Genomic DNA, 25810 nt, shown 5'->3' on the forward strand with positions numbered 1-25810 from the left:
ATTATGGAATATTTAACACCGATTGAATGGAGTAAATGTACTATCTTACAAAGAAAAACATTACTAATACGTCCAAATATAGCTTCTTCCATTAATGTAGAAAAAACAGTATTTAATATATTAAATACTGTTAAAACTAGGGGTGATAAAGCTATACATGATTTTAATCTTAAATTTGATAAAATTTTATTAAAAGATTTCAATATTAAATTACAGTCAATGGAAAAAATCAATAAATGTATAAGTAATAAATTTAAAAAAGCTATAGAAATAGCGGCTAATAATATAGAAACTTTTCACAAAGCACAAATATTAAATCCTATTGATATAGAAACTCAACCTGGCATACGTTGTCAACAAATAACTCGTCCTATAAAATCAGTGGGATTATACATACCAGGTGGTTCAGCTGCTTTATTTTCTACAGTATTAATGTTAGCTATTCCTGCTCGTATTGCTGGTTGTCAACAAATAATAGTATGTTCTCCACCACCAATTGCTGATGAAATTTTATATGCTGCTAATTTATGTAAAATAGAACAGATATTTCAAGTAGGTGGTGCCCAAGCAATTGGTGCTCTTGCTTTTGGTACTGAAACAATACCACGTGTTAATAAAATTTTTGGTCCAGGAAATGTATATGTAACTGAAGCTAAAAAACAAGTAAGTCAAAGATATGATGGTGCAGCAATTGATATGCCTGCTGGTCCATCAGAATTATTAATAATTGCTGATGAAACAGCAATACCGGAATTTATAGCATCTGATTTACTATCTCAAGCAGAACATGGATTAAATTCTCAAGTGATTCTTTTAACTACATCATTAACACTAGCAAAACAAGTTACTAAAAATATAAAAAAACAATTAACATTTTTAAAAAGAAAAAAATCTATAACTAAAGTATTAAGTGATAGCTTAGTTATTGTATTACCTGATATTCAACAATGTATTGAATTATCTAATATATATGGACCAGAACATTTAATGATTCAAACAGTAAATCCAAGAGATCTTTTAAGCTTAATTACAAATGCAGGATCAATTTTTCTTGGAAAATGGTCTCCAGAATCAGTAGGAGATTATGCTTCTGGAACAAATCATGTATTACCAACATATGGTTATACTAGATCTTTTTCCGGTCTTAGTACAATAGATTTTCAAAAACGCATTTCAGTACAAGAGCTAACATCAAATGCTTTGCTTAGTATAGCTTCAACAATTGAAGTTTTAGCTGATGCTGAGCAATTAGATGCCCATAAACAAGCAGTTACTGTACGTGTTTCTGCATTAAAGGAATATATATGAGCTTCAATATTGAAGAGTTAGCACGTAAAAATATACGCACATTAGTGCCATATGAATCAGCACGTAGATTAGGAGGAAATGGAAATGTATGGCTGAATGCAAATGAATTTCCAGTATCAACACCTTTTTATTTATCTCAGCAACAAATGAATAGATATCCAGAATTTCAACCAAAATTAATGGTTGAGCGTTACGCTAATTACACTAATTTAAATACCAATCAAATATTAGCAAGTCGTGGAGCAGATGAAGCAATAGAACTAATCATGAAAACTTTTTGTGAACCTACAAAAGATATGATTTTATTTTGTCCACCTACCTACGGTATGTATAAAGTTAGCGCTGAAATTATAGGTATTAAATATCATGCTATTCCTACAGTAGGTAATTGGCAATTGAATTTACCAGTAATTGCTGAAAATTTAGATAATGTAAAATTGATTTATATTTGTAATCCAAATAATCCTACTGGTAATCTTTTTAACGTAAATGATATTTATCATCTTTTAGAAATAACTGCGGGCAAGGCACTATTAGTAGTAGATGAAGCTTATATCGAATTTTGTATGGAATCTACTTTAGTAAAGTTACTAAAAGATCATATGCATTTAATAATATTACGTACTCTATCAAAAGCATTTGCTTTAGCTGGTTTAAGATGTGGTTTTGTACTTGCCAATACACAAATCATTGATCTTTTAATGAAGGTTATTACACCTTATCCTTTGTCAATACCAGTCTCTGACATAGCGACTCAAGCCTTAAGCAAAAAAAATATTATTCTAATGCATAATAATGTAAAAAAATTAAATATTAATAGAAAATGGTTGATCGAACAATTAAATATGTGTAGTTGTGTTGAAAAGGTATTTTCAAGTGAATCTAATTACGTTTTAGTACGTTTTAAAAATTCAATGAAAGTATTCAAAAGATTATGGAATCAAGGAATTATACTTCGTGATCAAGATAAAAACATTGGATTATCACAATGTTTGAGAATATCTATTGGAACACGCAAAGAATGTGAACACGTAATCACCGCATTAAAAAATTTGTCTCTGGAATGAATATGAAACAAAAAATACTTTTTATTGATCGTGATGGAACTATTATATCGGAACCTGCAATAACTTTTCAAGTAGATCAAATGGATAAATTATCATTTGAATCTAATGTTATTCCTGCTCTTTTGGCATTAAAACATAATGGATACCGTTTTGTTATGGTTACTAACCAAGATGGTCTCGGAACTAGCAATTTTCCAACAATAAATTTTGATGGACCACATAAATTAATGTTACAAGTACTGACATCACAAGGTGTTACTTTTGATGATATATTAATTTGTCCACATAAACCACAAGATAACTGTTGTTGTCGTAAACCTAAAACAAAAATGGTAGAAAAATGGTTGGTAGATGGCGTCATTGATAAAGAAAATAGTTATGTTATTGGTGATCGTTTAACTGATATTCAATTAGCTAATAATATGAATATTAAGTCTATAAGATATGGAATAAAAGGTAAGACGTGGAATGAAATTCAATATTTTTTAACTAAACGTAAACGTTATGCAATAGTAAAACGTGATACAAAAGAAACAAAAGTATTAGTTGAACTTTGGTTGGATCTTGAAAGTAAAAGCAATATAAATACTGGTATAGGTTTTTTTGATCATATGCTAGAACAAATTGCAATACACGGCGGTTTTTGTATGAATGTACATGTCAAAGGAGATCTTTATATAGATGATCATCATACTATTGAAGATACAGGTATAGTTTTAGGACAAGCAATATTAAAAGCATTAGGTAGTAAAATTGGGATTGGAAGATTTGGTTTTGTTGTACCAATGGATGAATGTTTAGCAAAGTGTACATTAGATATTTCAGGACGTCCTTATATTGACTTTAAAGCTAAATTTAATTATCAACATGTTGGTGATTTAAGTACCGAAATGATAGAACATTTCTTTAGTTCGATTGCTTACGGTATGATGAGTACTATCCATTTAAAGACCAAAGGGAAAAATGATCATCATCTTGTAGAAAGCTTATTTAAAGCTTTTGGACGTACTTTAAGACAAGCTATTCGCATAGAAAGCAAAGAAATTCCAAGTTCTAAGGGAGTGATATAATGAAATTAGTTATACTTGATACTGGTTGTTCTAATATATCATCAGTAAAATGGGCAATTCAACGTATCGGATGTTGTTCTTGCGTTAGCTGCGATCCTGATATGATAATATGTGCTGATAAACTTATTTTGCCAGGAGTAGGTACAGCAAATACTATAATGAATCATTTAAACAAAAATAGTTTAACTGATGTAATTAAATCATTTAAAAAACCAATTTTAGGTATATGTTTAGGAATGCAAATATTAGGATCTTATAGCGATGAAAACGGAGGTGTTAGCACATTAGGTATTATTGATAAATCAATTGAATTAATGAACAGTGATAATCTGCCTATACCACATACAGGATGGAATAAAGTTATATTTTTTTCTAAAAATTACTTATTTAATAATATTAAAAATGAAAGCTATTTTTACTTTATGCATAGTTATGCCATGCCAGTAAATAACTATACTATATCTCAATGTTATTACGGATATTATTTTTCTGCTGCTATTCAAAAAAACAATTTTTTTGGAGTACAGTTTCATCCTGAACGTTCTCATAAAGTAGGTAGACAATTATTAAAAAATTTTTTGGAGATGTAATGATTATTCCAGCATTAGATTTGATTGATGGCAATGTAGTTAGATTATATCAAGGAAATTACAATAAACAGTTAAATTATGATATTAATCCTTTATCATATATAAAAAAATACATAGAGCAAGGAGCTAGAATGTTTCACTTAATTGACTTAAGTGGCACAAAAGATCCTAATAAACGTCAAATTCAGCTACTAAAAAGTTTACTAAGAGATACTAATATTTTAATACAGATTGGAGGTGGTATTCGAAATATTAATGACATAAATACATTACTTAATGCTGGTGCAAATCGTGTAATTATAGGATCAATGGCTGTAAACAAATTTAAAGAAGTAAAAAAATGGTTTACTGAATTTGGTTCTGAATCCATTGTATTGGCACTTGATATCATTATTGATAATAATAATAAAAAAAATGTGGCAATTAATGGTTGGCAACAAATATCTAATGTAACAATGGAAGAAATAATAGATACATTCGAATCAGTAGGATTAAAACATGTATTATGTACTGATATTTCTCGTGATGGTACATTAATTGGACCTAATATTAAATTATATCAAGAAATTACAACAAAATTTCCAAATATTGAATTTCAATCATCAGGCGGTATTAGTTCATTAAATGACATAATATCATTACGTAATAATGGAGTACAATCAGTAATTATTGGACGTGCACTATTAGAAAATAAATTTACATTTTTAGAGGCAAATAAATGTTGGCAAAGAGAATAATTCCTTGTCTTGATGTGCATAGAAATCAAGTTGTTAAAGGTGTTCAATTTCGCAATCATAAAATTATTGGAGATATTATATCATTAGCAAAATATTACTCTGAAGAAGGTGCTGATGAATTAGTATTTTATGATATTACTGCATCTGTTAATTCAAAAACAGTAGATAAAAGCTGGGTATCCAAAATTGCAAAAGTAATTGATATTCCTTTTTGTGTTGCAGGGGGTATTTCTAATATAGAAAATGCTTTTACTATTTTAGAATCTGGTGCTGATAAAATCTCCATTAATTCACATGCTCTATTGAATCCTTCTTTAATAACAAAATTATCACAAAGATTTGGTGTACAGTGTATTGTTATAGGAATTGATACTTGGTTTGATAAAAATCAAAATAAATATTTAGTCTATCAATATACAGGTGATATAAATCATACGATTGAAACCCAATGGGAAACTTTAGATTGGGTAAAAGAAGTACAAACGTTAGGAGCAGGAGAGATAGTATTGAATATGATGAATCAAGACGGTATGCTTAATGGATATGATTTGGTTCAATTAAAAAAAATACGTGATGTATGCAAGGTACCCTTAATTGCTTCAGGAGGTGCAGGAAAAATGAATCACTTTTTAGAAGCTTTTAACCATAATGCGGATGGTACGTTAGCTGCATCAGTTTTTCATAATAAAATAATTAAAATAGGTGAATTAAAAAAATTTTTAATAGATAATAATGTGGAGATTCGCACTTGTTAAATGAAAAACAAATTTCTTGTTTAAATTGGAAAAAAACAAAAGGTATGATACCTGCAATAATTCAACATTATATTTCTGGTCAAGTATTAATGCATGGCTATATGAATCAAAAAGCACTAGAAATTAGTTTAGAACAGGGTAATATAACATTTTTTTCTCGTACTACAAATTGTTTATGGACTAAAGGTGAAATATCTGGAAATTTATTAAAATTAATTGATATTACAAGTGATTGCGATAATGATACATTATTAATTTTAGCAAATCCAATCGGTTTAACTTGCCATTTAGGCAATTCTAGTTGTTTCTGTACTACAGAAACTAGTTGGTCATTTTTTTACAAATTAGAAAAATTATTAGAGCAACGTAAAGGTGCTAATTCTAAAAATTCTTATACTGCTAAGCTTTATTCTAGTGGTACTAAGCGTATTGCACAAAAGGTAGGAGAGGAAGCTATTGAATCTGCATTAGCAGCTGTGACAAATAATCGTCAAGAACTAATTAATGAAGTTTCAGATTTAATTTACCATTTACTTGTATTATTAAAAGATAAAAATTTAAATTTCGATATTATTATAAACAACTTAAAGAAACGCCATAAAAATATTGATATATAGTTGATTTGAAATTTATTCAAAAACTGATCAATATTAATTCAATTCTTCAGAAAAATTGAATAAGATAAAATTGGTATGTCTTAAAAAGATCAACAATAACTTCTAACAGTTTATTCCTTAAAAGAATGTTTTTATTAAAAAATTTTAATCTTTATCTATTTTGCTTATATCTGCTCCTTGTTGACGATGGTATTTTGAGTTTTTACGATTATTATAAGGACGTAATGATGGATTTGAAAGTATTTCGAAACTAAGAGCACAAATTAACATACCTGGACATAATGCTAATGGTAATTTACCAAAATTATAAAATTCTAGTACGATGCAACCTTCCCAACCGGGATCAATACGATGAGATGTAGCATGTACCATTAAGCCTAAACGAGCTAAAGAAGAACGTCCATCTAACCAACCCACTAAATTATCCGGCATAATAATAGATTCTAATGTTACAGCTAATACTAAATTACCAGGATGAAGGAAAAAAAGTTCATTATTATTTATATTAATTTCATGACTCATAATTTGGTTTAATGATTTATGTATTTCATATTCGGACCCACTTAAATTTATGTAAGCATTATTATAATTATTAAAAATACGAAATTGATTACCTAATCTAAGGTCTATTGTAGCACCATGTATATTATTGATATGAGGACGGGGTATTATGATTAATTTGCCATGGTCTAACCAAGACTCAATATCTTTATCACATAATCTCATTAAATTGGCTCTTTATTTATTTTGCACTTTAGAGAATATAATAACTAATTGTTAATAAATATATAACTTCTTTAACATAAAATAGATCAAAAAATATAAGTTATTATAGTTTTAATTATAAAATTATAATATAACATTCTAATAAATTATGATAAAAATATTTAATAAGTTATGTTATTTTAATTGAATTATTATAATACGAATCAAAAATATAAATACTCGAACATAATTAAATCGAGTATTTATATAGATTAAAAATAATGGGAAATTTGAATTATATTTTACCTACTAAATCTATAGAAACATTTATAGTCGGATCTCCTTGTTTCCATTTAGCTGGACAAACATTATTTGGATTATTATAGATGTATTGAGCCGCTTGAATTTTACGTAATAATTCAGAAGAATTACGGCCAATACCATCAGCATTGATTTCAATAGACTGAATAATACTATTGGGATCTATAATAAATGTACCACGATTAGCCAAACCTTTATCTTCTTGCATCATATCAAAATTACGAGTTAAAATTCCAGTAGGATCTCCAATCATTGCATATTGAATTTTAGCTATACTACTGGAAGATTCATACCATGCCTTATGAGAAAAATGGGTATCTGTAGACACTGAATATACTTCAACACCAAGTCTTTTCAATTCTTTATATTGATCAGCAATATCACTTAGTTCAGTAGGACAAACAAACGTAAAATCAGCTGGATAAAAAATAAAAATATTCCATTTACCTTTTATATCTTTTTCCGTGATAGGAATAAATTTATTATGTTTAAAAGCCATATTGCTAAATGGTTTAACTTTAGTATTAATTATAGACATATATGATTAACCTTTATAAAAATTTGATTTAAATTAATTTTTTTGATAGTATTATTGTATTATTTGTAATATATTCAATTATTTTTATAATTTTTATATATTGTGAAATCTTATTACCTAAACTTTACTAAAAATTTTAAATATACTAAATTATGATTCAACCAATTGAAAAAATTCTAGTTACATGCGCTTTTCCTTATGCTAATGGAGAAATACATTTAGGACATCTACTTGAACATATACAAGCAGACATTTGGGTACGTTATCAAAAAATGATTGGTAACGAAGTATATTTTGTTTGTTCTGATGATGCTCATGGCACACCAATTATGATTAAATCTCAACAGATAGGTATGTGTCCAGAAAAAATGATTGCTGAAATTAAAATTCAACATGAAAAAGATTTTGCTGATTTTAATATTAAATATGATAATTATCATTCAACTCACAGTGATGAAAACAAAAAAATGGTAAATTTGATATACAAAAGACTTAAAAAAAACTGTCTTATTAAAAATCAAATTATAACTCAATTTTTTGACAATAAAAAAAATATATTTTTACCTGATCGTTTTGTTAAGGGTATATGTCCTAAATGCAAATCACCTAATCAATATGGTGATAATTGTGAAGTTTGTGGAGCTACTTATAATAGTACAGACTTAATAGACCCAAAGTCAATATTATCAGATACAATACCAGAACTTAGAAATTCAGAGCATCTGTTTTTTGATTTACCATCATTCACTGAAATTTTGAAAAAATGGATAAAATCTGGAGTATTACAAGATCAAATATTAAATAAAGTGCAAGAATGGTTTGATATAGGTTTAAAATCATGGGATATATCTCGTGATGCTCCTTATTTTGGATTTAAAATTCCTGGCTATTCTGATAAGTATTTTTATGTTTGGTTAGATGCACCGATTGGTTATATGAGTGCATTTGAAAATCTATGTAAAAAAAACAATAAAATTAATTTTGAAGAGTTTTGGAATAAAAACTCAAAAACAAAAATATACCACTTTATTGGAAAAGACATAATTTATTTTCATAGTTTATTTTGGCCAGCACTACTTGAAGGTAGTTCTTTTCGAAAACCGAATAAGATATTTGTTCACGGTTATGTTATGATTAATGGTTCTAAAATGTCTAAATCAAAAGGAACTTTAATTACAGCAAAAACATGGTTACGTAATTTAGATACAGATAGTCTACGTTATTATTATGCAACAAAAATATCTTCAAATATTGAAGATATTAATTTAAATTTAAATGATTTTATTAATCGCATAAATAACGATATAGTTAATAAAATAGTAAATATTGCATCTAGAAATGCAAGTTTTATAACTAAATATTTTAATAATAAACTTGCAAACAAAATAGAAGATCCAGAATTATATAAAACTTTTCTTGATCAATCAGATGAAATTGGTAAACATTTATTAAATTGTGATTTTAAATTTGCAATGAAGAAAATTATTTATATGGCAGATATAGCTAATTCTTATATAGATAAAAAAGCTCCTTGGATCATAGCAAAAGAAAAAGGAGCATCTAATGACTTACATGCAATATGCTCAATGGGTATTAATTTATTTCGTATATTAATAACTTGTTTAAAACCTATCATGCCTTTATTAGGTGATCGTGTTGAATTATTTCTTAAAAGCAAATTAAACCTGATTGCTATTAGAATTCCTCTAATAAATCATGAGATTAATTCATATGAAAATCTTTATGTAAGAATTGAACAATCAAAAATAGAAAATTTACTTAAAGAGTCAAAAGAAAATTTTTAAAAGCAATTTTAATTGGTTACATAGCAATTCAATTCTAATTTTTAATTAATTTTATTTTCAAACACATAATATTATATACCTAAAATTTTAACTAATTAAGTGTAATTAAAGATTGATTTTATAAATACTAAAATATATTTAGTTATATTGCTGAATATAGTGATCATAATATAAATTGTTATCAATAGTATTAAACCTTCTTACAAAAGGAAATAAAAATGTTTACTATAAATGCAATGGAACGACAAGATAAAGGAAAGGGAGCTAGCAGAAGATTAAGAAATAACAATTATCTACCAGCTATTATCTACGGTGATAAAGAAAATAATATTTGTATATCTTTAGATCATAATATCATAATGCATTTACAAATGTATGATGATTTTTATAAAGAAATTATGATATTGGTATTGAATGGAATAGAAAAAAAAGTTAAAATACAATCAATTCAAAGACATCCATTTAAACCAAAAATAACCCATATAGATTTCATTACAGTTTAATTTTATTGTAAATAAATTTACAACAGGTAAATATTGAATGTGTTTTTATATTGTTTAATGATTTATTGATAAAAATAAATTCTAAATATACATTTGCATATGCTGATTTATTTATACTAAATTAATATTGTAATATATTTTATATAATTAATAATGATGAATTATATTCGGCACGTAGCGCAGATTGGTAGCGTACTGGCATGGGGTGCCAGTGGTCAGAGGTTCAAATCCTCTCGTGCCGATAACAAAAAGATCAATTGAATTGTTTGTATATTTGTATAAAAGTTTAAAAAAGATTAGCGTTAATAGTTAAATTTTAATTTCAGGATTAAATATTTCTATTTATTTTATAATAATATTAACGTTATTTATGGTTATTATTTCAAAATTTTACTCATTCTATCAATATATGACATTCCGAATGCTGAAAGAACAAATGCTAGATGTATAATAACACACCACATTATTTTATTATCATTTACTTTTTCTGCTTCCATGAATAACCTTAATAGATGTACAGAAGATATAGCAACAATTGAAGATGCTACTTTATTTTTTATGGAATTAACATCCATTTTTCCCATCCAACTTAATTTTTGATGTTGGTCATCGACAGTCATTTTAACAATAAAGTTATCATATCCAGAAAACATTACCATTACTAAGAGTCCTCCTACTAAGGCAATATCGATTAAAGATAAAACAGTTAATATTAATCCCGATTCAGATATGCTAAATAGCATCGGAATAACGTAAATTATACGTTGAAAAAATTTTAAAGTCAGTAAAATAAATCCAAAAGATAATCCCATATAGACAGGAAATAATAACCATCGTGATGCATAAATAATTTTTTCGATAGACCATTCCATTTTTTATGTTCCTTGTTTTTTATTTTTTGAATAAATTTAATATCATACAAATAAATTACATTCTTTATCTTATTATCAGTTTGTTAGTACTGATATTTTGTATAAAAATATTTGTTTGATGTTTTCTAATTAGGATATATAATGTTTTTACTACAAACACTTTAATATTTATTTTAAATTAATTAGACTGTTCATGTTCTATAATGATAAATTGATCTATAATATAAATTACAATGAATTAACAAAAATAAATAAAATGACTATTATTATCGTTTAATATAAAAGTTTATAAAATAGGGATTATTTTTACAATTCGACTATATTTCATTCTATGATATATAACAATATTACTTTAAAAGCTTAGAAAAAATATAGCTTGAATAATTAATACATAATCTACTTAATTTAGCATTATAATAAATAACTAATTATTAAGCTTGTTATTTTAATTGTTTTAAAATAAAATTATTTATATAATGTTTCTTGCTATACTGTTTTTAACATTATAAAAAGGCATGTTTCGATACATGATGTTAATGCTTAAATTATTTATTTTTTATCGTTTCAGTAAATAATAAAAAACAGGATAAATTAAAAAATTAATTGTTATGAATAATAAATATGTGCGTCTAAAATTGAAATTACCTAATGGCACTAATAAATTATTACTTCACTCCTGTTGCGCACCTTGTTCAGGCGAAATTATGGAAGCAATTTCTGCTTCTGATATTAATTATAGTATTTTATTTTATAATCCTAATATACATCCTCAACGTGAATATTTAATTCGTAAAACAGAAAATATGAATTTTGCTAGTAAAAATAATATATCTTTTATTGATTTGGATTATGATAAAGATAACTGGTTTATACGTATAAAAGGTTTAGAAAATCAACCTGAGCGTGGTATACGTTGTACAGTGTGTTTTGATATGCGGTTTGAGAGAACTGCTCTATATGCTTTTGAAAATAATTTTGACGTTATATCTAGTTCACTAGGAATTTCACGTTGGAAAAATATACAACAAATAAACGACTGTGGTAAACTAGCAGCAAGTAAATATAAAAATATTACTTATTGGGAATATAATTGGCGTAAAAAAGGTGGTTCTACAAGAATGATTGAAATCAGTAAACGTGAAAAATTTTATCAGCAAGAATATTGTGGTTGTATTTACTCATTACGTGACACAAATAGATATCGTCTGTCCATAGGCAGAGATATTGTTCGTATAGGAAACAAATTCTATAATAATTAATTATATTTATTTCTATCTAAAAAATACAATTATTATATTAAGTATATTCATTTTGATCTATTATCATTAATAAATCTCCTGAAGAAACTAAACTGCCGACTTCGCATGTAATGTGTTTTATGTATCATGATTTTGGTACAACAATTTTTAATTCTATTTTCATTACTTCCATAATTACTAATATTTGACCTGATAATACTTTATCACCTAGTTGTACTAAAATTTTCCAAATATTTCCGTTCATATTGGAATAAACAGATACTAATTTTAAATTTTTAATATCAATATTTGATATTTTTATTGCTGGTTTTTCAATGAAAATTTTATTTGTTTCTTGATTATTTTTCCATGATTTTATTTCTTTTTTAAAAGCAGAAATTTGTTGATCACGATATTTTTTAATAGCAATAATATTCTCTGATAGAAATGTTTTATAGAAATTAAAATCAAAAAATGTTTTTTTCAATTTTAATTGAAATATAACCTTCATTAAAATTATCACGCAATTTTATTAAATCTTTCTCTTCAACTGGATAGAAACGCACTTGATCAAAAAAATTAAATAACCATGGCTTATCTACAGAAAATTGATTATTTTTGTTAAATTTATTCCAGATAGGTAATGTGCGTCCAATTAATTGATATCCTCCAGGAGAATCCATACCGTAAATACATATATACGTACCTCCAATACCAACTCTGCGCCTTCATTAGTAAAATTTTTTGATGGACTATATTTGGAACTTAACAAACGATGTCTAGGATCAATTGCTACCGCATAAGGAGATCCTAAATAAATATCGCCTAATCCCAAAATCAGATAAGTAGCATTGAATATAATATTACGAATTTCTTTGCGATTAGATAATCAATTGATTCTTTGAATAAAATCTATATTATTTGGTAACCAAGGAGCTTTATTACAGATTGTTTTAGTATATCTATCTATTGCACTAATAGTTGTACTATCTTCAAATGCCATAGACAATCATATAATACGAGAAAATATTTTTATTTCATCAATATTATCAAGTATATCTTCTTGATCTATTAAAATTTTAATTAATTGTTTTTGTGTGATTATAAAATTGTCATATCTAATTTGTAAAGATCTAACTCCAGGTGATAGTTCTTTGATTCCAATAAATTTTCTTTTATATAGTGTCTTCATAAGAAGATGTACACGTAAATGTAAATACAAATCTAATATATCATGCCATATTCAACAAAGATATTTTTATCTACTGCTTGGCGATATACTGTTTTAGGGTTATTTTTATTTTCAGGTAATATTGAAAGTTTAGTAGAAAAATTAATATCTTTAAATCCTATAGGATATATAGGAAAAAAATAACCATAAGGAAGATACATTTCAGCAATACATTTTAATTGATACTTTTCTAATTCAAAAGCTTAATTTATAATGATTAATATAAATTTAATTGAGTATACAGGTTTCATTTGTCCATTTTTCCATATTTCAGCTCTGGCAATAGTAAAAGGACAAACAAAACCACCAAGACTAGGACCATCATTAGTTAAAATTACTGGAAAATCACCAGTAAAATTCAATGCACCAACAGTATATGGACAATCATGTATATTAGATGGATGCATACCAGCCTCACCTCCGCTGGTTCTTTCCCAAATAGGTTTCGGTTCTATAAGACGTATTACAAGACGGTTACAATTATGATGTACTTTCCATTCAGTGTTTAAGAATGAATTAATATCTGTTTGAGTAAAAAAATCTGGTGCACTGTGCGGTCCATATAAAACTTTTATAGTCCATTTATTATTATATTGTGGAATTATTGATGTATCTAACAATAACTGATTAAATGATGTTATATTATCAAAATTCGATTTTTTTGAAAAATTGATATTGTGTCACCAATACGAAGTACACGTCCTGAATATCCCCCCCCCTATTTTACCTAAAGGAAAAGTATATCTGCTATTGAGATATTTAGGTACGTTAAATCCATTATAAACTGCTAAATACGTATGATATCCATTTTGTACGCGACCTAAAGTTAAAATTTGCCCTGATTTTATACTTATTGGTTGCCAATATTCAATATTTATTCCATCTATTTCTGTAGGACAATAAGCACCAATTAAAGCAATTTTTGTATTGTTATGAAAATATAATATAGGTCCATCTAAAATAAATTCTAATCCAGCAGCTGATTCATCATTACCTATAATACGATTTGCTAATCTAAAAGCAAAATCGTCTATTGAACTAGATGGAGGAACACCTACTGGAAAATCTTGAATAGTGCTAAAAGTGCCTGGTTGTAAAACTTCAACCAAATTGAATAATGGTTTGAAAATATTTAAAAAATTAGTATAAACATTTCCATAAAGAAAATTGTCTGTATCAATAACATGAGATAAATATTCTAGATTTGTATGTATACCATACAGTTGTGTCAATAGTATGGCTTGCTTCATTTTTATTATTGCTAATTTACGATTAGCAGCATGAACAATTAATTTCGCAAGCATTGAATCATAATAAGTCGGAATTTCAGTTCCAGATTATACCCAACTATCAACACGTATATTATCTGGAAATTTTACATAAGTTAATATACCAGAACTAGGTTCAAAATTTTTTATTGGGTTTTCGACATATAAACGTGCTTCAATGGATACACCTTGAGGTGGTTGTTGCATTTGTATCCAATTAGGACTTTCACCAGCAGCTACTTGTATCATACATTCAAATAAATCTATTCCAATAACACATTCAGTAATAGCGTGTTCTACTTGTAAACGAGTATTAAATTCAAGATAATAAACATTATTGTCTTTAAGATCATAAATATATTCAACTGTTCCAGCACTGCGATAATTAACTGTTTTTGCCAGATGTATTGCTAAATCAATCATTTTATTTCGTATATTTTTAGGTAAATTTGGAGCAGGAGTTTCCTCTATTATTTTTTGATTACGTCTTTGCAACGAACAATCACGTTCACCTAAAGATATTACTATATCTTTACCATCACCAAATATTTGTATTGCAATGTGACGAATAAAATCAATGTATTTTCAATAAATATTCCTGATTTATCAAATAATTTCTCATTGAAATCATTAATATTATCCCAGTCATTAATTAATGAATTAACATTAGGACAATATTTTAATCCTATACCACCTCCACCAGCATTATTTTTAATTATTACTAGATATCCAATATTTTTAGCTGCATTTATTGCTTCATCCAAAGATTTTAATAAAGAACTACCAGGCAGTGTTGGAATACCAATACTATTAGCAACTGCACGTGCATTAGATTTTTATCCAAAAATTTCAATTTGTTTTGCAGTTAGTCCAATAAAATTAATTCCTTTTTTTCACAAGCTAAAGCAAATAAGAAATTTTTGGATAAAAATCCATAGCCAGGCCATATCGTCCGCATCAACTTTTTCAGCAACTTCAATTATTTTATCAATATTTGAATAACTTTATTTTGGTGTATTTCCTTTTAAAGGAATAGAGATTTCTGAATATTTTTTATAAGAAGCATTATGGTCAGATTCAGAATAAACACTAATACTTTTAATACCTAGACGTTTTAAAGTACGAATAGCTCGGAATGCAATTTCGCCTCTATTAGCAATTAAAAATTTGTTAAACATATATATTTCCCTCTTAAACTATTAATTATTTTTTATTCAATTTATTGATGACATTTAGTCAATTAAATATATAAGTAGCATTAATAGTCTAAGACAAAATATTTTAATTTATCGAATTTATATCTTTAGTTATTATAGATGTTAATTATATGTTTTATTTGTAAATTATAACGATGTTATCAGTAGTTTTTCATTTCAAATTATAACTAAAAATATTAAGAATAATTAGGAAAATAATATTTGTGTGATAAGATTAGTATCTATCATAGAAGATAAATTTTGGAATTATTACTTCTAAAATATCTATGTCATTTTATACTTGTTCAGCAATACGTTGCAAACCAACAACTTTTTCATTCTCGGTAGTACGAAGCAAAATTACACCCTTAGTGTTACGGCTTATAATATTAATTTCAGATACTCTAGTTCGTACTAATGTACCTGCATCAGTAATTATCATAATCTGATCATTATCGACTACTTGAATAGCACCAACAACTAAACCATTTCTGTTAGTTACTTTAATAGAAATCACACCTTTTGTTGCACGTGATTTTACTGGATACTCATTATTTGCAGTTCTTTTACCATAACCATTTTGTGTTACAGTAAGAATAGAACCTTCTTTACTAGGAACTATTAAAGAAACAACACGATCATCTTGTGTTAATTTAATACCACGTACTCCTGAAGCAGCACGACCCATATTACGTACAGCAACTTCTGAGAATCTAACTACCTTTCCAAATGCAGAAAATAACATGATTTCATCGTTGCCACGAGTCAGTGCAATACCAATTAATTCGTCTTTTTCTTGTAAATTAATTGCAATAATACCAGTACCGCGTGGACGACTAAATTCCTTTAATGGAGTTTTTTTTATAATACCAGTAGCTGTAGCCATAAGTATATTGAAACCTTCAGTATATTCACGTACTGGAAGAATAGCAGTTATACGTTCATTGGTTTCTAAAGGAAGCAGATTAATGATTGGTCTTCCTTGCGATATGCGACTAGCTTCAGGTAATTGATACACTTTCATCCAATATAGTCTTCCTGTACTAGAAAAACATAAAATAATATCATGAGTATTTGCAACTAAAAGAAGATAAATAAAATCTTCTTCCTTAATACGAGCAGCAGATTTCCCTTTGCCTCCACGACGTTGCGCTTCATAATCTCTTAGAGGTTGATATTTAACATAACCATGATATGATAAAGTTACTACAACGTCTTCTGAATTAATTAAATCTTCTGTGTTAAGATTAATACTGTCGGTTATAATTTCAGTACGCCGTTTATCTCCAAACTGATCACGAATTATTTCTAGTTCTTCACGAAGAACATCTATTAGACTTTTAGAAGTTTTTAAAATACAAGTTAATTTCGAAATATGATGAATTAAATCTTTATATTCATATAGCAACTTCTTACATTCAATACTAGTAAATCTATGAAGACGTAAATCTAGGATAGATTGTACTTGTTTTTCTGTAAGACTATATTTTTTTGTATTTATATCAAAAATTTTTTCTAATAAGTTTATTAATACAACATTATTATCAATACTTTTAAAAAAAAATTTAATACTATCAAAATTCCAGTTCTGTGAAGCTAAATTAGCTTTAGCCTCTATTGATGTATTTGCTATTCGAATCAAATTAATTACTGCATCTACGTTTGCTAATGCAATGATCAATCCTTCAAGAACATGAATTCTATCTTTAGCTTTATTTAATTCAAATATAGTACGACGAGTAATTATTTCTTTACGATGACATATAAATGCATTTAAAATATCTTTTAAAGACATTATTTTTGGTTGACCATGATGCAATGCAACCATATTTATACTAAATGAAGTTTGTAATTGTGTTAATGTATAAAGATTATTCAACACAATTTCTGCAACTGAATTTCTCTTGATTTCCAACACAATACGTAAACCATCTTTATCTGATTCATCACGTAATACACTTACTCCTTCAACACGTTTTTCTTTTATCAATTCAGCTATTTTTTCAATCAAATTTGCTTTGTTTATTTGATAAGGCAGTTCATAAATTATTATGATCTCACGACCAGTTTTTATATCTATCTCAATTTTACTACGAGCTCTAATATAAATTTTACCACGACCGGTATTATAAGCTTGTTCTATACCTTGTTGTCCATTAATAATTGCTGCAGTAGGAAAATCTGGACCTGGAATATAATACATTAGCTCTTTGACAGAAATATTTTCATTGTCTATATAAATTAAACAACCATTTATAATTTCTCGAATATTGTGAGGAGGGATATTAGTTGCCATACCAACAGCAATTCCGGAAGAACCATTAATTAATAAGTTTGGAATTTTAGTTGGTAAAACATCTGGAATGATATTAGTACCATCATAATTTTTAGAAAAATTGACAGTTGATTTTTCTAAATCTGCCAGCATCTCGTGGGATATTTTTGACATTCTTATTTCGGTATAACGCATCGCAGCTGCAGAATCACCATCTATAGAACCGAAATTACCCTGACCATCTATCAACATATAACGTAAGGAAAAGGATTGTGCCATTCTTACTATGGTATCGTAAACTGCAGAGTCACCATGTGGATGATATTTTCCTATGACATCACCAACTATACGAGCTGATTTTTTATAAGGCTTATTCGAATCATTACCTAATTCTCTCATAGCAAAAAGTATACGACGATGTACTGGTTTTAAACCATCGCGTACATCCGGCAACGCTCTACCAATAATCACTGACATAGCGTAATCTAAGTATGAATTTTTTAACTCTTCTTCGATACTAACCGGTATGATTTCTTTTGCAGTGGTACTCATCAAGTTAAGATTCCTATGACGTTATTGAACCCGTGTTTTTTTAAAAATTCATAACTATATTATTTATAATAATGTTGGACTATTTTTAATTTTAAAAGCTATATATTTTAACTATTAAATTAATATGTATGATATCAAATAACAAATAAAATTACTATTTTTACTTTAATTTGTTTGATATTTTGATAAATAATGCAAATAAAAATTAAAACGGCGAGCAAATAAACTCACCGTTTGTTAAATTATATAAATAATTTATCGGTGTATTAATAATAAACCAGCCAATAACCCTAGGACAGCTCCAATACCAACACCATGCCACGGTTTTTCATGTAAATAATCATCCATACAATAAGCAGTTTTTTTCATGTTAGCATAATAGTCATTTGATGTTTTATTTACACGATATGATACATCATGTAAAATTTGTTCGGCTTTTTTTTTCAAATCAATATATCTTTGATCAGATAAATCACCGGATGATTTTAATAATTCTTCTAGTGTATCAGTCATTAGTGCTAAATCGTTGCTTACACTACCTTCAGAAGATAAGGTTTTTTTTAGCATTTTTCCCTCCTCGGTAAAAATTTTAAGCACTTTTAACTATAATACAAAACTTAATTTTTAGTTATTGTAAAATTAAATACCATAAAATTTGATAATATTTTTATAAAATAAATTTATTCGTATATATTATATTAGTATTCTTAATGAATAAATTCAAATTTAGTTGATCACTGGTATTTGAAATTACAAAGATTTAATAAAAATAATTATTGAGATTTAAATTGTAGTCAATATTGATAGTTGTATATAATTAATACGAAAAATAATTAATAATAGGCTATATGTTAAATCATTACGTGTACAACTTTTATTAAGTTCATTAAAGGTTGAGGAAAAACACCTAATAGTATCGTCAAAAAAGCTGTTATTGATAATATTATTTTTACTGCAATTAAAGACCAACTGTTTGATATTGTAAAATTAATTAATTTAGAATTATTATTTTCTTTAGAATTTCTATAATAAAAACTTAATATTATTTTTAGGTAATAATAAAGACCTATTGTGCTACTAATTATTATTCCACCTATTAAAAACCACAAATGTGTCGTTATACTTAATAAAATAACATAAAATTTCCCAATAAAACCTAAAGTAATTGGAATTCCGGCTAATGATAACATCATTATTGTCATTACTGTAGACAAAAAAGGATCAGACCAAAATAAACCCCGATAATGATCAATGGAATCAGTGTCCATGTCATTATCATTAGATATTAAAGAAATCACTCCAAATATACCCAAATTGCTAATTAAATAACTAACAACATAAATTTCAGATGTTTCTAATGATAAATTATGTATTTTTGATGTAATAATTGATATCAACAAGTAACCAACGTGAGTAATGGATGAATAACCTAATAATCTTTTTATGTTTTTTTGAAATAATGCCATAATATTACCAAAAATAATTGACATAAATGATATTATGATTAAGCTATTTTTAATAGCCATACTATCTATAATAGGTATGTAAAAAAATAACCTCATAATTACACTAAATATTGATATTTTACTTGCTGTAGATAAAAATGAAGTAATAGATATAGGTGAACCTTGATAAACATCTGGAGTCCAAAGATGAAATGGTACTAAAGATAACTTGAATCCAAGACTTGTGATTAACATGCCAAAACCAACTAAAAATAATGGTTCTTTTATCACATCAGAAATTATTATTTTTCTTATCAATAAAAAGCTTAAAGTACCAGAATTAGCATAAAGTAAAGCAATACCAAAAAGTAAAAAAGAGGAAGCTATTGCAGATAAAATAGTATATTTTACAGAAGCTTCAAGAGATAACTTTCTATGAAAATTATAACCAATTAAACCAAATAAAGGTAAAGATAATAGTTCTATGCCTATAAATAAGGTGGCAAAATTATTTGTACTTGATAAAACTATACCTCCTAAAGTTGAAACTAATACCAATATATAAAACTCTTCTTTATGGTCTAAAAAATTATTTAACCAAGTATAAGAAAATATACAAGTTGACAAACTTGATATAATAACTAATATCGTGTAAAAAATAGAATAGCTATCAATAGATAATAATGACATGACATCTATTTCGGAAACTTTACTTACAAATAAAAGTGATAATAAAGATAACACTAATCCAATAATAGTTGATAAGGCAATAAAAAAATGATTTCTTTGCCAAGAAATAGAAATTAGTAAAATAAGTATTGTAAATCCTATAATTATTAATGGCAAAGATGCTATTAATTGATTAGAAATTATTATCATGACAAATTATAGCCTTGTTGTTGGGACTGAAATAGTTAACAATTTTTGAATACTATTTATTGAATTAAACGAAGTATCTAAGATAGGTTGTGGATAAAATCCTAGCAATATTAACAGAATTACTAATATTCCAATGATTGAAAATTCAAGTAATGATAGTTCTGATAAGTTATAATGAAATTTTGATTGTCCATAGTAAACATAATACATCATTACCAATGAATAAATTGAAGAAAAAACTAAACCAAATATTGAGATAGTAACGACTATTGGCATGAATTTAAAACTACCAACTAAAATTAAAAATTCACCTATAAAATTGCCTGTTCCAGGTAAACCTAGATTAGCAGCTATAAAAAACATTGATATACCAGGTATAAATTTAATTTTAGACCATAAACCACCCATATGATTCATTTCACGTGTTTGTATACGTTGATATAGTTGACCACACAAAATGAAAAGTGCTGTTGTTGAAATACCATGTGATATCATTTGAATTACTATACCTTGAAAAGCTAATACATTATTACTTGCAATAGCTATTAATATGAAACCCATATGTGCAATTGAAGCATAAGCAATTAGACGTTTCATATCTGTCTGTGAAAAAGCCATCCAAGATCCGTAAAAAATGCTAATAATACCTAAATACATCTGAATTGGTGCAAATTCAGATGATACATGTGGAAACAATGGTAAACTGAAACGCATTAAACCATATACAGCTGTTTTTATTAAAAAACCTACTATATCAGCAACACCGGAATTTGGTGTTTGACTAATTGTGTCTAATAACCAACCATGAAAAGGAACAATTGGCATTTTTATAGCAAATGCTATAAAAAATCCTAGCATTAATATATACTCAATATCATGAGACATTGGAGTCTTTAATAATGTTTCATAATTAAATGTCCAAATTCCAGTTGATTTGTAATGAACAAAAGCTAATCCAACAATTGCTAACAACATGATCAAACCAGAAATTTGAGTATATATAAAAAATTTAATAATTGCATTAACTCTAGTTTGATTATCAGATCCACTATGACCCCAAAATAAAATAATAAAAGACATTGGTATTAACATTAATTCCCAAAAAAAGAAAAATAAAAACAAATCAATAGAAAGAAGAACTCCTAAGATACTACCTAAGATCCACATCAGATTTAAATAAAAAAAACCCTGATATTTTTTTATTTCATTCCATGAGGACAATACTGATATGCTACCTAGAAAGCCTGTTAAAACCAACATAAGCATAGAAAGACCATCTAATGCTAAGTTAAAATTAATACCAAATCTTGGAATCCATGGTATGCAAAAACTTAATTGCCACTGAGGAGTAGTAAATAATTCGCTAGAATAATTTCCTTGTGCCCAAAGTGATATTGAAATCAATAAAACTGATCCTGTTGTCAATATAGCAATAAAACGAGGGATTTTTAAATCAAATAGTCCCGTCAAGCAACATAATATCCCACCTATAAAAGGAATTATAATAAGCAAAGGTAGTAACACAGCATATTCCATATGTAATTTATATTATTTTTTAATATTTATTGGTGCATATTTCTAATACACATATTTAATTAATTTTAAGTGATCAAAATAGATATAACTAATAATAAGGCGCCTATACTTATAGATAAAATATACCACCTTAAGTAACCATTTTCGCTGATTAACAAAGTTCTATTAATAAAACGTAACAATAATACTGAAGAATCAAATAAATTATTTAAAGGATCGTATTTAAGAAGATTTGCCACTAACATATATGACTTAACAAATAATTTATCATATATCCAATCAAACCCCCATGCTTGATAACATAAACTATAAAGGAAATTACCTAATGAAGTATTTTTTACATGATATCTTCTTAAGGTTATAATCCTAGCTATCAAAATACCAGTGATGATTAATATACTAGAAATAATTTCTAATGTCCATTTAGCAGTTTCATTACAATTATCTTCAGGAAAAACATTTCTTAATGGTGGTGTTAATATCGCACCAATAAAAGTTGACAGTAATATAAGTGAAATTAATGGAATATAATAATTAATACCTTTACACAGTTTTACTGTTATGTTTTCTTGACCATGAAAGATAGTAAAAATCATACGGAATGTATATATAGAAGTTAATAATGTGCCACATAGAGCAACCAACATCAATATAATATTATTATTATTTAAAGTACTCATAATAATTTTTTCTTTGCTATAAAAACCTGAAGTAATTATAGGAATAGAAGCTAATGAAGCCCCACCAACTAAAAAACAAATATATAAAAAAGGTAAGGATTTTCTTAATCCACCCATTTTAAAAATATTTTGTTCGTGATTACATGATAAAATCAAAGATCCTGAAGATAAAAACATTAATGCTTTGAAGAATGCATGAGTCATTAAATGAAAAATAGCAGCATTCCAAGATTTTAAACCTAATGCTAAAAACATATAACCAATTTGACTCATAGTAGAATATGCAAGAATACGTTTAATATCAGTTTGCACTAAAGCGGATAAACTTGCTATAATTAATGTAATAGCACCTATAACACTAACTAAATTAAGTATTTCTGGTGCTAATAAAAATAAACAATAAGTGCGTGCAATCAAATACACTCCTGCAGTAACCATGGTTGCAGCATGAATTAATGCCGAAACCGGAGTTGGTCCGGCCATGGCATCAGGTAACCATGTTTGTAAAGGTAACTGTGCAGACTTACCTATTGCACCAGCTAGTAAAAATAATGTAATAAATTGAATTATATATCTATTATCAAATGAATTTGATACTGCTAAGTTTGATATCTCAACTAAATTTAAGGTGCCAAATTGATTATATATAATAATTAACGCAATAATAAGAAAAACATCTCCTATCCTTGTAATAATAAATGCTTTTATAGCCGCTTTGCAATTTTTTATATCAGTATAGTAAAAACCTATAAGTAAATAAGAACAAAAACCAACACATTCCCATCCAAGAAACATAAGCATTAAATTATCAGCTAAAACCAATGTAATCATACTGGCTATAAACAAATTAGTATATGCAAAAAAACGAGAAAATCCTTCCTTTGCTTGCATATACCATGATGAAAACAAATGAATTAAAAATCCTATGCCAGTAATTATAAATAACATTGTTAGTGATAAACCATCAATCACAAATTTAACACTAACATTAAAATTATTAATATGTATCCAATGCCATAATACTTGATGATATGATATTTGATTATTGAGAAAAAAATTATATCCTATAAATATAGTAATTATTCCTGATAGAGCTACAGAAGAAATTCCAATAAATTCTGAAGCTTTATTTGATAAATAACCACAAGAACAAGCTAATACAACAAAACCTAATAAAGGAAATATTATAGTTAAAAATATAAGGTTCATCCGTGCATCTCATTCATATTATCAATATTTAAAGATTTATAACGATGTAATTGTATTAAGAGAGCTAATCCAATACTAGCTTCAGAAGCTGCAAGACTAATCGCCATTATATACATAATTTGACCATCAATTTGTCCCCAACAACTACCTGCAAATACTAATGCTAATGCTGCAGCATTAATCATTATTTCCAGACCAACTAAAATAAATAAAAGATTACGACGTATCATTAAAGAAGTTAAGCCAATCATAAATAATATGATTGAAAGTATTAATCCATGTTGTAAATTAATCATGACTATTCCTAATGATTTTATATTTTTCAAAAGTTATTTATTTAATAATTTATTTTTATTATTTTTCCGACCAATATGTAATGCAACTATCAAACTAGCTATGAGTAATATTGATACTAATTCCACTATAATCATATAGTGGCTAAACAAACTAATACCGATCTCTTTTGCATTAAATACTTTTTTGCTGATTATTTTATTATCACTATTTATGATAGAAATTGAAACTGCAGTTAATAATAAAATAGATATAGTAGTTGGAATTATCCACTTAGAATACTTTAGCCATTTACGTTCTGTTTGGTCAGTAAATTTACCAAGATTTAACATCATTACTACGAAAACAAACAACACCATAATTGCGCCAGTATAAATAATCACTTCTAATGCGCCAATAAAATAAGCTCCTATTATAAAATAAATACATGAAACTGATAATAAAGAAATTATTAAATATAATAACATGTGTATCGGATTGGTATTTAAAATAGCACATAATGTAGATATAATTGCTAACGAGCTAAAAAAATAAAATAAAAAGTTTTCCATTTATTACTCCTTTAAGGTAATAAATTTTTAACATCAATTGGAATTTCTTCGTTTTCGGCTTCACCTTTATTTTTTCCTCGAATTTTTATACCTGTCATACGATAAAAATTATAGTTTGGATATTTACCAGGACCAGAAATAAGAAGATCATCTTTTTCATATACTAAATCTTGACGATTAAATTCACTTAATTCAAAATCTGGTATAAGTTGAATTGCAGAAGTTGGACATGCTTCTTCACATAAACCACAAAAGATACATCTTGAAAAGTTAATTCTAAAAAATTCTGCATACCAACGACCATCTGTAGTTTCATTTTTTTTTAAAGCGATACAACCAACAGGACAAGCCACTGAACATAAATTACATGCAACACAACGTTCTTTTCCATCTGGATCCCGTGTTAATACTACTCTTCCTCTATAACGTGGAGGTAAATATACTTTTTCTTCAGGATACATATGCGTTTCACGTTTTGAAAAAGCATGCATACTTGTCATAAACAAGCTGCGTATTACCGTTCCTAAACCCAAGATAATCTCTTTAAAATTCATTTTATTATTGTCCT

General features: G+C 26.9%; 25 protein-coding genes, 1 tRNA gene and 4 pseudogenes. 11 read left to right on the plus strand and 19 right to left on the minus strand.

Annotated features, from left to right (window positions below):
• Positions 1-3: 3 nt before the first annotated feature.
• The 7 genes from hisD to hisIE are packed head-to-tail and all read left to right on the plus strand — an operon-like array spanning position 4 to position 6144.
• Entirely contained in the window at positions 4-1308 is a 1305-nt protein-coding gene (hisD, locus tag CRV12_RS01130; protein ID WP_136130812.1) for a histidinol dehydrogenase, read from the plus strand.
• Complete coding sequence (gene hisC / locus CRV12_RS01135; protein ID WP_136130813.1) at positions 1305-2375, plus strand: histidinol-phosphate transaminase; 1071 nt, start codon at positions 1305-1307, stop codon at positions 2373-2375. The genes hisD and hisC overlap by 4 nt, the downstream gene beginning before the upstream one ends.
• A 2-nt stretch (positions 2376-2377) precedes the next feature.
• Positions 2378-3445 carry a bifunctional histidinol-phosphatase/imidazoleglycerol-phosphate dehydratase HisB gene (hisB, locus tag CRV12_RS01140; RefSeq protein WP_136130814.1) on the plus strand — a complete coding sequence of 356 codons (1068 nt, stop codon included), beginning with the start codon at positions 2378-2380 and terminating at the stop codon, positions 3443-3445.
• Positions 3445-4035 (plus strand): imidazole glycerol phosphate synthase subunit HisH, encoded by a 591-nt coding sequence (hisH, locus tag CRV12_RS01145; protein ID WP_136130815.1) that lies wholly within the window; start codon positions 3445-3447, stop codon positions 4033-4035. Before hisB ends, hisH begins: the two co-directional genes overlap by 1 nt.
• Positions 4035-4772 carry a 1-(5-phosphoribosyl)-5-[(5-phosphoribosylamino)methylideneamino]imidazole-4-carboxamide isomerase gene (gene hisA, locus CRV12_RS01150; protein ID WP_136130816.1) on the plus strand — a complete coding sequence of 246 codons (738 nt, stop codon included), beginning with the start codon at positions 4035-4037 and terminating at the stop codon, positions 4770-4772. The genes hisH and hisA overlap by 1 nt, the downstream gene beginning before the upstream one ends.
• Positions 4754-5527 carry an imidazole glycerol phosphate synthase subunit HisF gene (gene hisF / locus CRV12_RS01155; protein WP_136130817.1) on the plus strand — a complete coding sequence of 258 codons (774 nt, stop codon included), beginning with the start codon at positions 4754-4756 and terminating at the stop codon, positions 5525-5527. The genes hisA and hisF overlap by 19 nt, the downstream gene beginning before the upstream one ends.
• Positions 5521-6144 carry a bifunctional phosphoribosyl-AMP cyclohydrolase/phosphoribosyl-ATP diphosphatase HisIE gene (gene hisIE / locus CRV12_RS01160; RefSeq protein ID WP_136130818.1) on the plus strand — a complete coding sequence of 208 codons (624 nt, stop codon included), beginning with the start codon at positions 5521-5523 and terminating at the stop codon, positions 6142-6144. Before hisF ends, hisIE begins: the two co-directional genes overlap by 7 nt.
• A gap of 144 nt (positions 6145-6288) precedes the next feature.
• Here the strand turns inward: hisIE and dcd are convergent, their stop codons facing one another.
• Both dcd and ahpC read right to left on the minus strand, forming a co-directional pair.
• Positions 6289-6870: a dCTP deaminase gene (gene dcd / locus CRV12_RS01165; protein WP_136130819.1), complete on the minus strand. Its 582-nt coding sequence runs from the start codon at positions 6868-6870 to the stop codon at positions 6289-6291.
• Between the two features lie 274 nt (positions 6871-7144).
• Positions 7145-7708 (minus strand): alkyl hydroperoxide reductase subunit C, encoded by a 564-nt coding sequence (gene ahpC, locus CRV12_RS01170; RefSeq protein WP_136130820.1) that lies wholly within the window; start codon positions 7706-7708, stop codon positions 7145-7147.
• 152 nt (positions 7709-7860) lie between these two features.
• On the opposite strand from ahpC, the pseudogene metG reads away from it, so the two are divergent.
• The 3 genes and pseudogenes from metG to CRV12_RS01185 all read left to right on the plus strand — a co-directional run.
• Positions 7861-9507 (plus strand): annotated as a pseudogene (gene metG, locus CRV12_RS01175) (methionine--tRNA ligase); the annotation flags it as partial.
• A 224-nt stretch (positions 9508-9731) separates the two neighbouring features.
• Positions 9732-10016, plus strand: a complete 285-nt coding sequence (rplY, locus tag CRV12_RS01180; protein ID WP_136130822.1) for a 50S ribosomal protein L25 — start codon at positions 9732-9734, stop codon at positions 10014-10016.
• A 168-nt stretch (positions 10017-10184) separates the two neighbouring features.
• A tRNA-Pro gene (locus CRV12_RS01185) sits at positions 10185-10258 on the plus strand.
• A 135-nt stretch (positions 10259-10393) separates the two neighbouring features.
• Here the strand turns inward: CRV12_RS01185 and CRV12_RS01190 are convergent.
• A complete protein-coding gene (locus CRV12_RS01190; RefSeq protein WP_136130823.1) occupies positions 10394-10888 on the minus strand; it encodes a TIGR00645 family protein in 495 nt (164 codons plus the stop codon).
• Between the two features lie 608 nt (positions 10889-11496).
• On the opposite strand from CRV12_RS01190, the gene CRV12_RS01195 reads away from it, so the two are divergent.
• Entirely contained in the window at positions 11497-12147 is a 651-nt protein-coding gene (locus CRV12_RS01195) for an epoxyqueuosine reductase QueH (protein WP_136130824.1), read from the plus strand.
• A gap of 124 nt (positions 12148-12271) precedes the next feature.
• Here CRV12_RS01195 and CRV12_RS03905 read toward each other — a convergent pair whose 3' ends face one another.
• The 16 genes and pseudogenes from CRV12_RS03905 to nuoI form a co-directional block, all read right to left on the minus strand.
• The gene (locus CRV12_RS03905; protein ID WP_241973750.1) at positions 12272-12637 is read right to left on the minus strand and encodes an acyl-CoA carboxylase biotin carboxyl carrier protein subunit; all 366 of its coding nucleotides are present in this window, start codon (positions 12635-12637) and stop codon (positions 12272-12274) included.
• Positions 12594-12809, minus strand: coding sequence for a 5-oxoprolinase subunit B family protein (locus CRV12_RS03910; protein WP_241973751.1), 216 nt, complete (start codon positions 12807-12809; stop codon positions 12594-12596). The genes CRV12_RS03905 and CRV12_RS03910 overlap by 44 nt, the downstream gene beginning before the upstream one ends.
• On the minus strand, positions 12782-12961 hold the full coding sequence (locus CRV12_RS03915) for a hypothetical protein (protein WP_241973752.1): 180 nt from the start codon (positions 12959-12961) through the stop codon (positions 12782-12784). Before CRV12_RS03915 ends, CRV12_RS03910 begins: the two co-directional genes overlap by 28 nt.
• 174 nt (positions 12962-13135) lie before the next feature.
• The gene (locus CRV12_RS03920) at positions 13136-13348 is read right to left on the minus strand and encodes a 5-oxoprolinase subunit B family protein (protein WP_241973753.1); all 213 of its coding nucleotides are present in this window, start codon (positions 13346-13348) and stop codon (positions 13136-13138) included.
• Between the two features lie 2 nt (positions 13349-13350).
• A complete protein-coding gene (locus tag CRV12_RS03925; protein WP_241973754.1) occupies positions 13351-13518 on the minus strand; it encodes a hypothetical protein in 168 nt (55 codons plus the stop codon).
• Positions 13519-13560: 42 nt separating this feature from the next.
• Positions 13561-14661, minus strand: a pseudogene (locus tag CRV12_RS03930) (hypothetical protein).
• Positions 14662-14694: 33 nt separating this feature from the next.
• A pseudogene (locus CRV12_RS03935) lies at positions 14695-15431 on the minus strand (ATP-binding protein).
• 198 nt (positions 15432-15629) lie between these two features.
• Positions 15630-15803 (minus strand): biotin carboxylase N-terminal domain-containing protein, encoded by a 174-nt coding sequence (locus tag CRV12_RS03945; protein ID WP_420022057.1) that lies wholly within the window; start codon positions 15801-15803, stop codon positions 15630-15632.
• A 316-nt stretch (positions 15804-16119) separates the two neighbouring features.
• Positions 16120-18648: pseudogene (gene gyrA, locus CRV12_RS01205) on the minus strand (DNA topoisomerase (ATP-hydrolyzing) subunit A); the annotation flags it as partial.
• 255 nt (positions 18649-18903) lie between these two features.
• Positions 18904-19215 carry a DUF883 family protein gene (locus CRV12_RS01210; protein ID WP_136130826.1) on the minus strand — a complete coding sequence of 104 codons (312 nt, stop codon included), beginning with the start codon at positions 19213-19215 and terminating at the stop codon, positions 18904-18906.
• Positions 19216-19499: 284 nt separating this feature from the next.
• Positions 19500-20972 (minus strand): NADH-quinone oxidoreductase subunit NuoN, encoded by a 1473-nt coding sequence (gene nuoN / locus CRV12_RS01215; RefSeq protein ID WP_136130827.1) that lies wholly within the window; start codon positions 20970-20972, stop codon positions 19500-19502.
• A 6-nt stretch (positions 20973-20978) separates the two neighbouring features.
• Positions 20979-22496 carry an NADH-quinone oxidoreductase subunit M gene (gene nuoM, locus CRV12_RS01220; protein ID WP_136130828.1) on the minus strand — a complete coding sequence of 506 codons (1518 nt, stop codon included), beginning with the start codon at positions 22494-22496 and terminating at the stop codon, positions 20979-20981.
• A gap of 77 nt (positions 22497-22573) precedes the next feature.
• Positions 22574-24397, minus strand: a complete 1824-nt coding sequence (nuoL, locus tag CRV12_RS01225; RefSeq protein WP_136130829.1) for an NADH-quinone oxidoreductase subunit L — start codon at positions 24395-24397, stop codon at positions 22574-22576.
• Entirely contained in the window at positions 24394-24693 is a 300-nt protein-coding gene (gene nuoK / locus CRV12_RS01230) for an NADH-quinone oxidoreductase subunit NuoK (RefSeq protein ID WP_136130830.1), read from the minus strand. The genes nuoL and nuoK overlap by 4 nt, the downstream gene beginning before the upstream one ends.
• Before the next feature lie 33 nt (positions 24694-24726).
• Entirely contained in the window at positions 24727-25242 is a 516-nt protein-coding gene (gene nuoJ / locus CRV12_RS01235; protein WP_136130831.1) for an NADH-quinone oxidoreductase subunit J, read from the minus strand.
• A gap of 11 nt (positions 25243-25253) precedes the next feature.
• A complete protein-coding gene (gene nuoI, locus CRV12_RS01240) occupies positions 25254-25796 on the minus strand; it encodes an NADH-quinone oxidoreductase subunit NuoI (RefSeq protein WP_136130832.1) in 543 nt (180 codons plus the stop codon).
• Positions 25797-25810: the final 14 nt, after the last annotated feature.

The organism is Candidatus Pantoea edessiphila (genome assembly GCF_002933315.1).
GTDB lineage: Bacteria > Pseudomonadota > Gammaproteobacteria > Enterobacterales > Enterobacteriaceae > Pantoea_C.

What these genes read in the sequence shown, in the direction of transcription:
- hisD (WP_136130812.1), top strand. Translation starts at nt 4, where the DNA reads ATGGAATATTTAACACCGATTGAATGGAGTAAATGTACTATCTTACAA.
- hisC (WP_136130813.1), top strand. Translation starts at nt 1,305, where the DNA reads ATGAGCTTCAATATTGAAGAGTTAGCACGTAAAAATATACGCACATTA.
- hisB (WP_136130814.1), top strand. Translation starts at nt 2,378, where the DNA reads ATGAAACAAAAAATACTTTTTATTGATCGTGATGGAACTATTATATCG.
- hisH (WP_136130815.1), top strand. Translation starts at nt 3,445, where the DNA reads ATGAAATTAGTTATACTTGATACTGGTTGTTCTAATATATCATCAGTA.
- hisA (WP_136130816.1), top strand. Translation starts at nt 4,035, where the DNA reads ATGATTATTCCAGCATTAGATTTGATTGATGGCAATGTAGTTAGATTA.
- hisF (WP_136130817.1), top strand. Translation starts at nt 4,754, where the DNA reads ATGTTGGCAAAGAGAATAATTCCTTGTCTTGATGTGCATAGAAATCAA.
- dcd (WP_136130819.1), bottom strand. Translation starts at nt 6,870, where the DNA reads ATGAGATTATGTGATAAAGATATTGAGTCTTGGTTAGACCATGGCAAA.
- ahpC (WP_136130820.1), bottom strand. Translation starts at nt 7,708, where the DNA reads ATGTCTATAATTAATACTAAAGTTAAACCATTTAGCAATATGGCTTTT.
- rplY (WP_136130822.1), top strand. Translation starts at nt 9,732, where the DNA reads ATGTTTACTATAAATGCAATGGAACGACAAGATAAAGGAAAGGGAGCT.
- CRV12_RS01190 (WP_136130823.1), bottom strand. Translation starts at nt 10,888, where the DNA reads ATGGAATGGTCTATCGAAAAAATTATTTATGCATCACGATGGTTATTA.
- CRV12_RS01195 (WP_136130824.1), top strand. Translation starts at nt 11,497, where the DNA reads ATGAATAATAAATATGTGCGTCTAAAATTGAAATTACCTAATGGCACT.
- CRV12_RS03905 (WP_241973750.1), bottom strand. Translation starts at nt 12,637, where the DNA reads ATGAAGGTTATATTTCAATTAAAATTGAAAAAAACATTTTTTGATTTT.
- CRV12_RS03910 (WP_241973751.1), bottom strand. Translation starts at nt 12,809, where the DNA reads ATGGATTCTCCTGGAGGATATCAATTAATTGGACGCACATTACCTATC.
- CRV12_RS03925 (WP_241973754.1), bottom strand. Translation starts at nt 13,518, where the DNA reads ATGTATCTTCCTTATGGTTATTTTTTTCCTATATATCCTATAGGATTT.
- CRV12_RS03945 (WP_420022057.1), bottom strand. Translation starts at nt 15,803, where the DNA reads ATGTTTAACAAATTTTTAATTGCTAATAGAGGCGAAATTGCATTCCGA.
- CRV12_RS01210 (WP_136130826.1), bottom strand. Translation starts at nt 19,215, where the DNA reads ATGCTAAAAAAAACCTTATCTTCTGAAGGTAGTGTAAGCAACGATTTA.
- nuoN (WP_136130827.1), bottom strand. Translation starts at nt 20,972, where the DNA reads ATGATAATAATTTCTAATCAATTAATAGCATCTTTGCCATTAATAATT.
- nuoL (WP_136130829.1), bottom strand. Translation starts at nt 24,397, where the DNA reads ATGAACCTTATATTTTTAACTATAATATTTCCTTTATTAGGTTTTGTT.
- nuoK (WP_136130830.1), bottom strand. Translation starts at nt 24,693, where the DNA reads ATGATTAATTTACAACATGGATTAATACTTTCAATCATATTATTTATG.
- nuoJ (WP_136130831.1), bottom strand. Translation starts at nt 25,242, where the DNA reads ATGGAAAACTTTTTATTTTATTTTTTTAGCTCGTTAGCAATTATATCT.
- nuoI (WP_136130832.1), bottom strand. Translation starts at nt 25,796, where the DNA reads ATGAATTTTAAAGAGATTATCTTGGGTTTAGGAACGGTAATACGCAGC.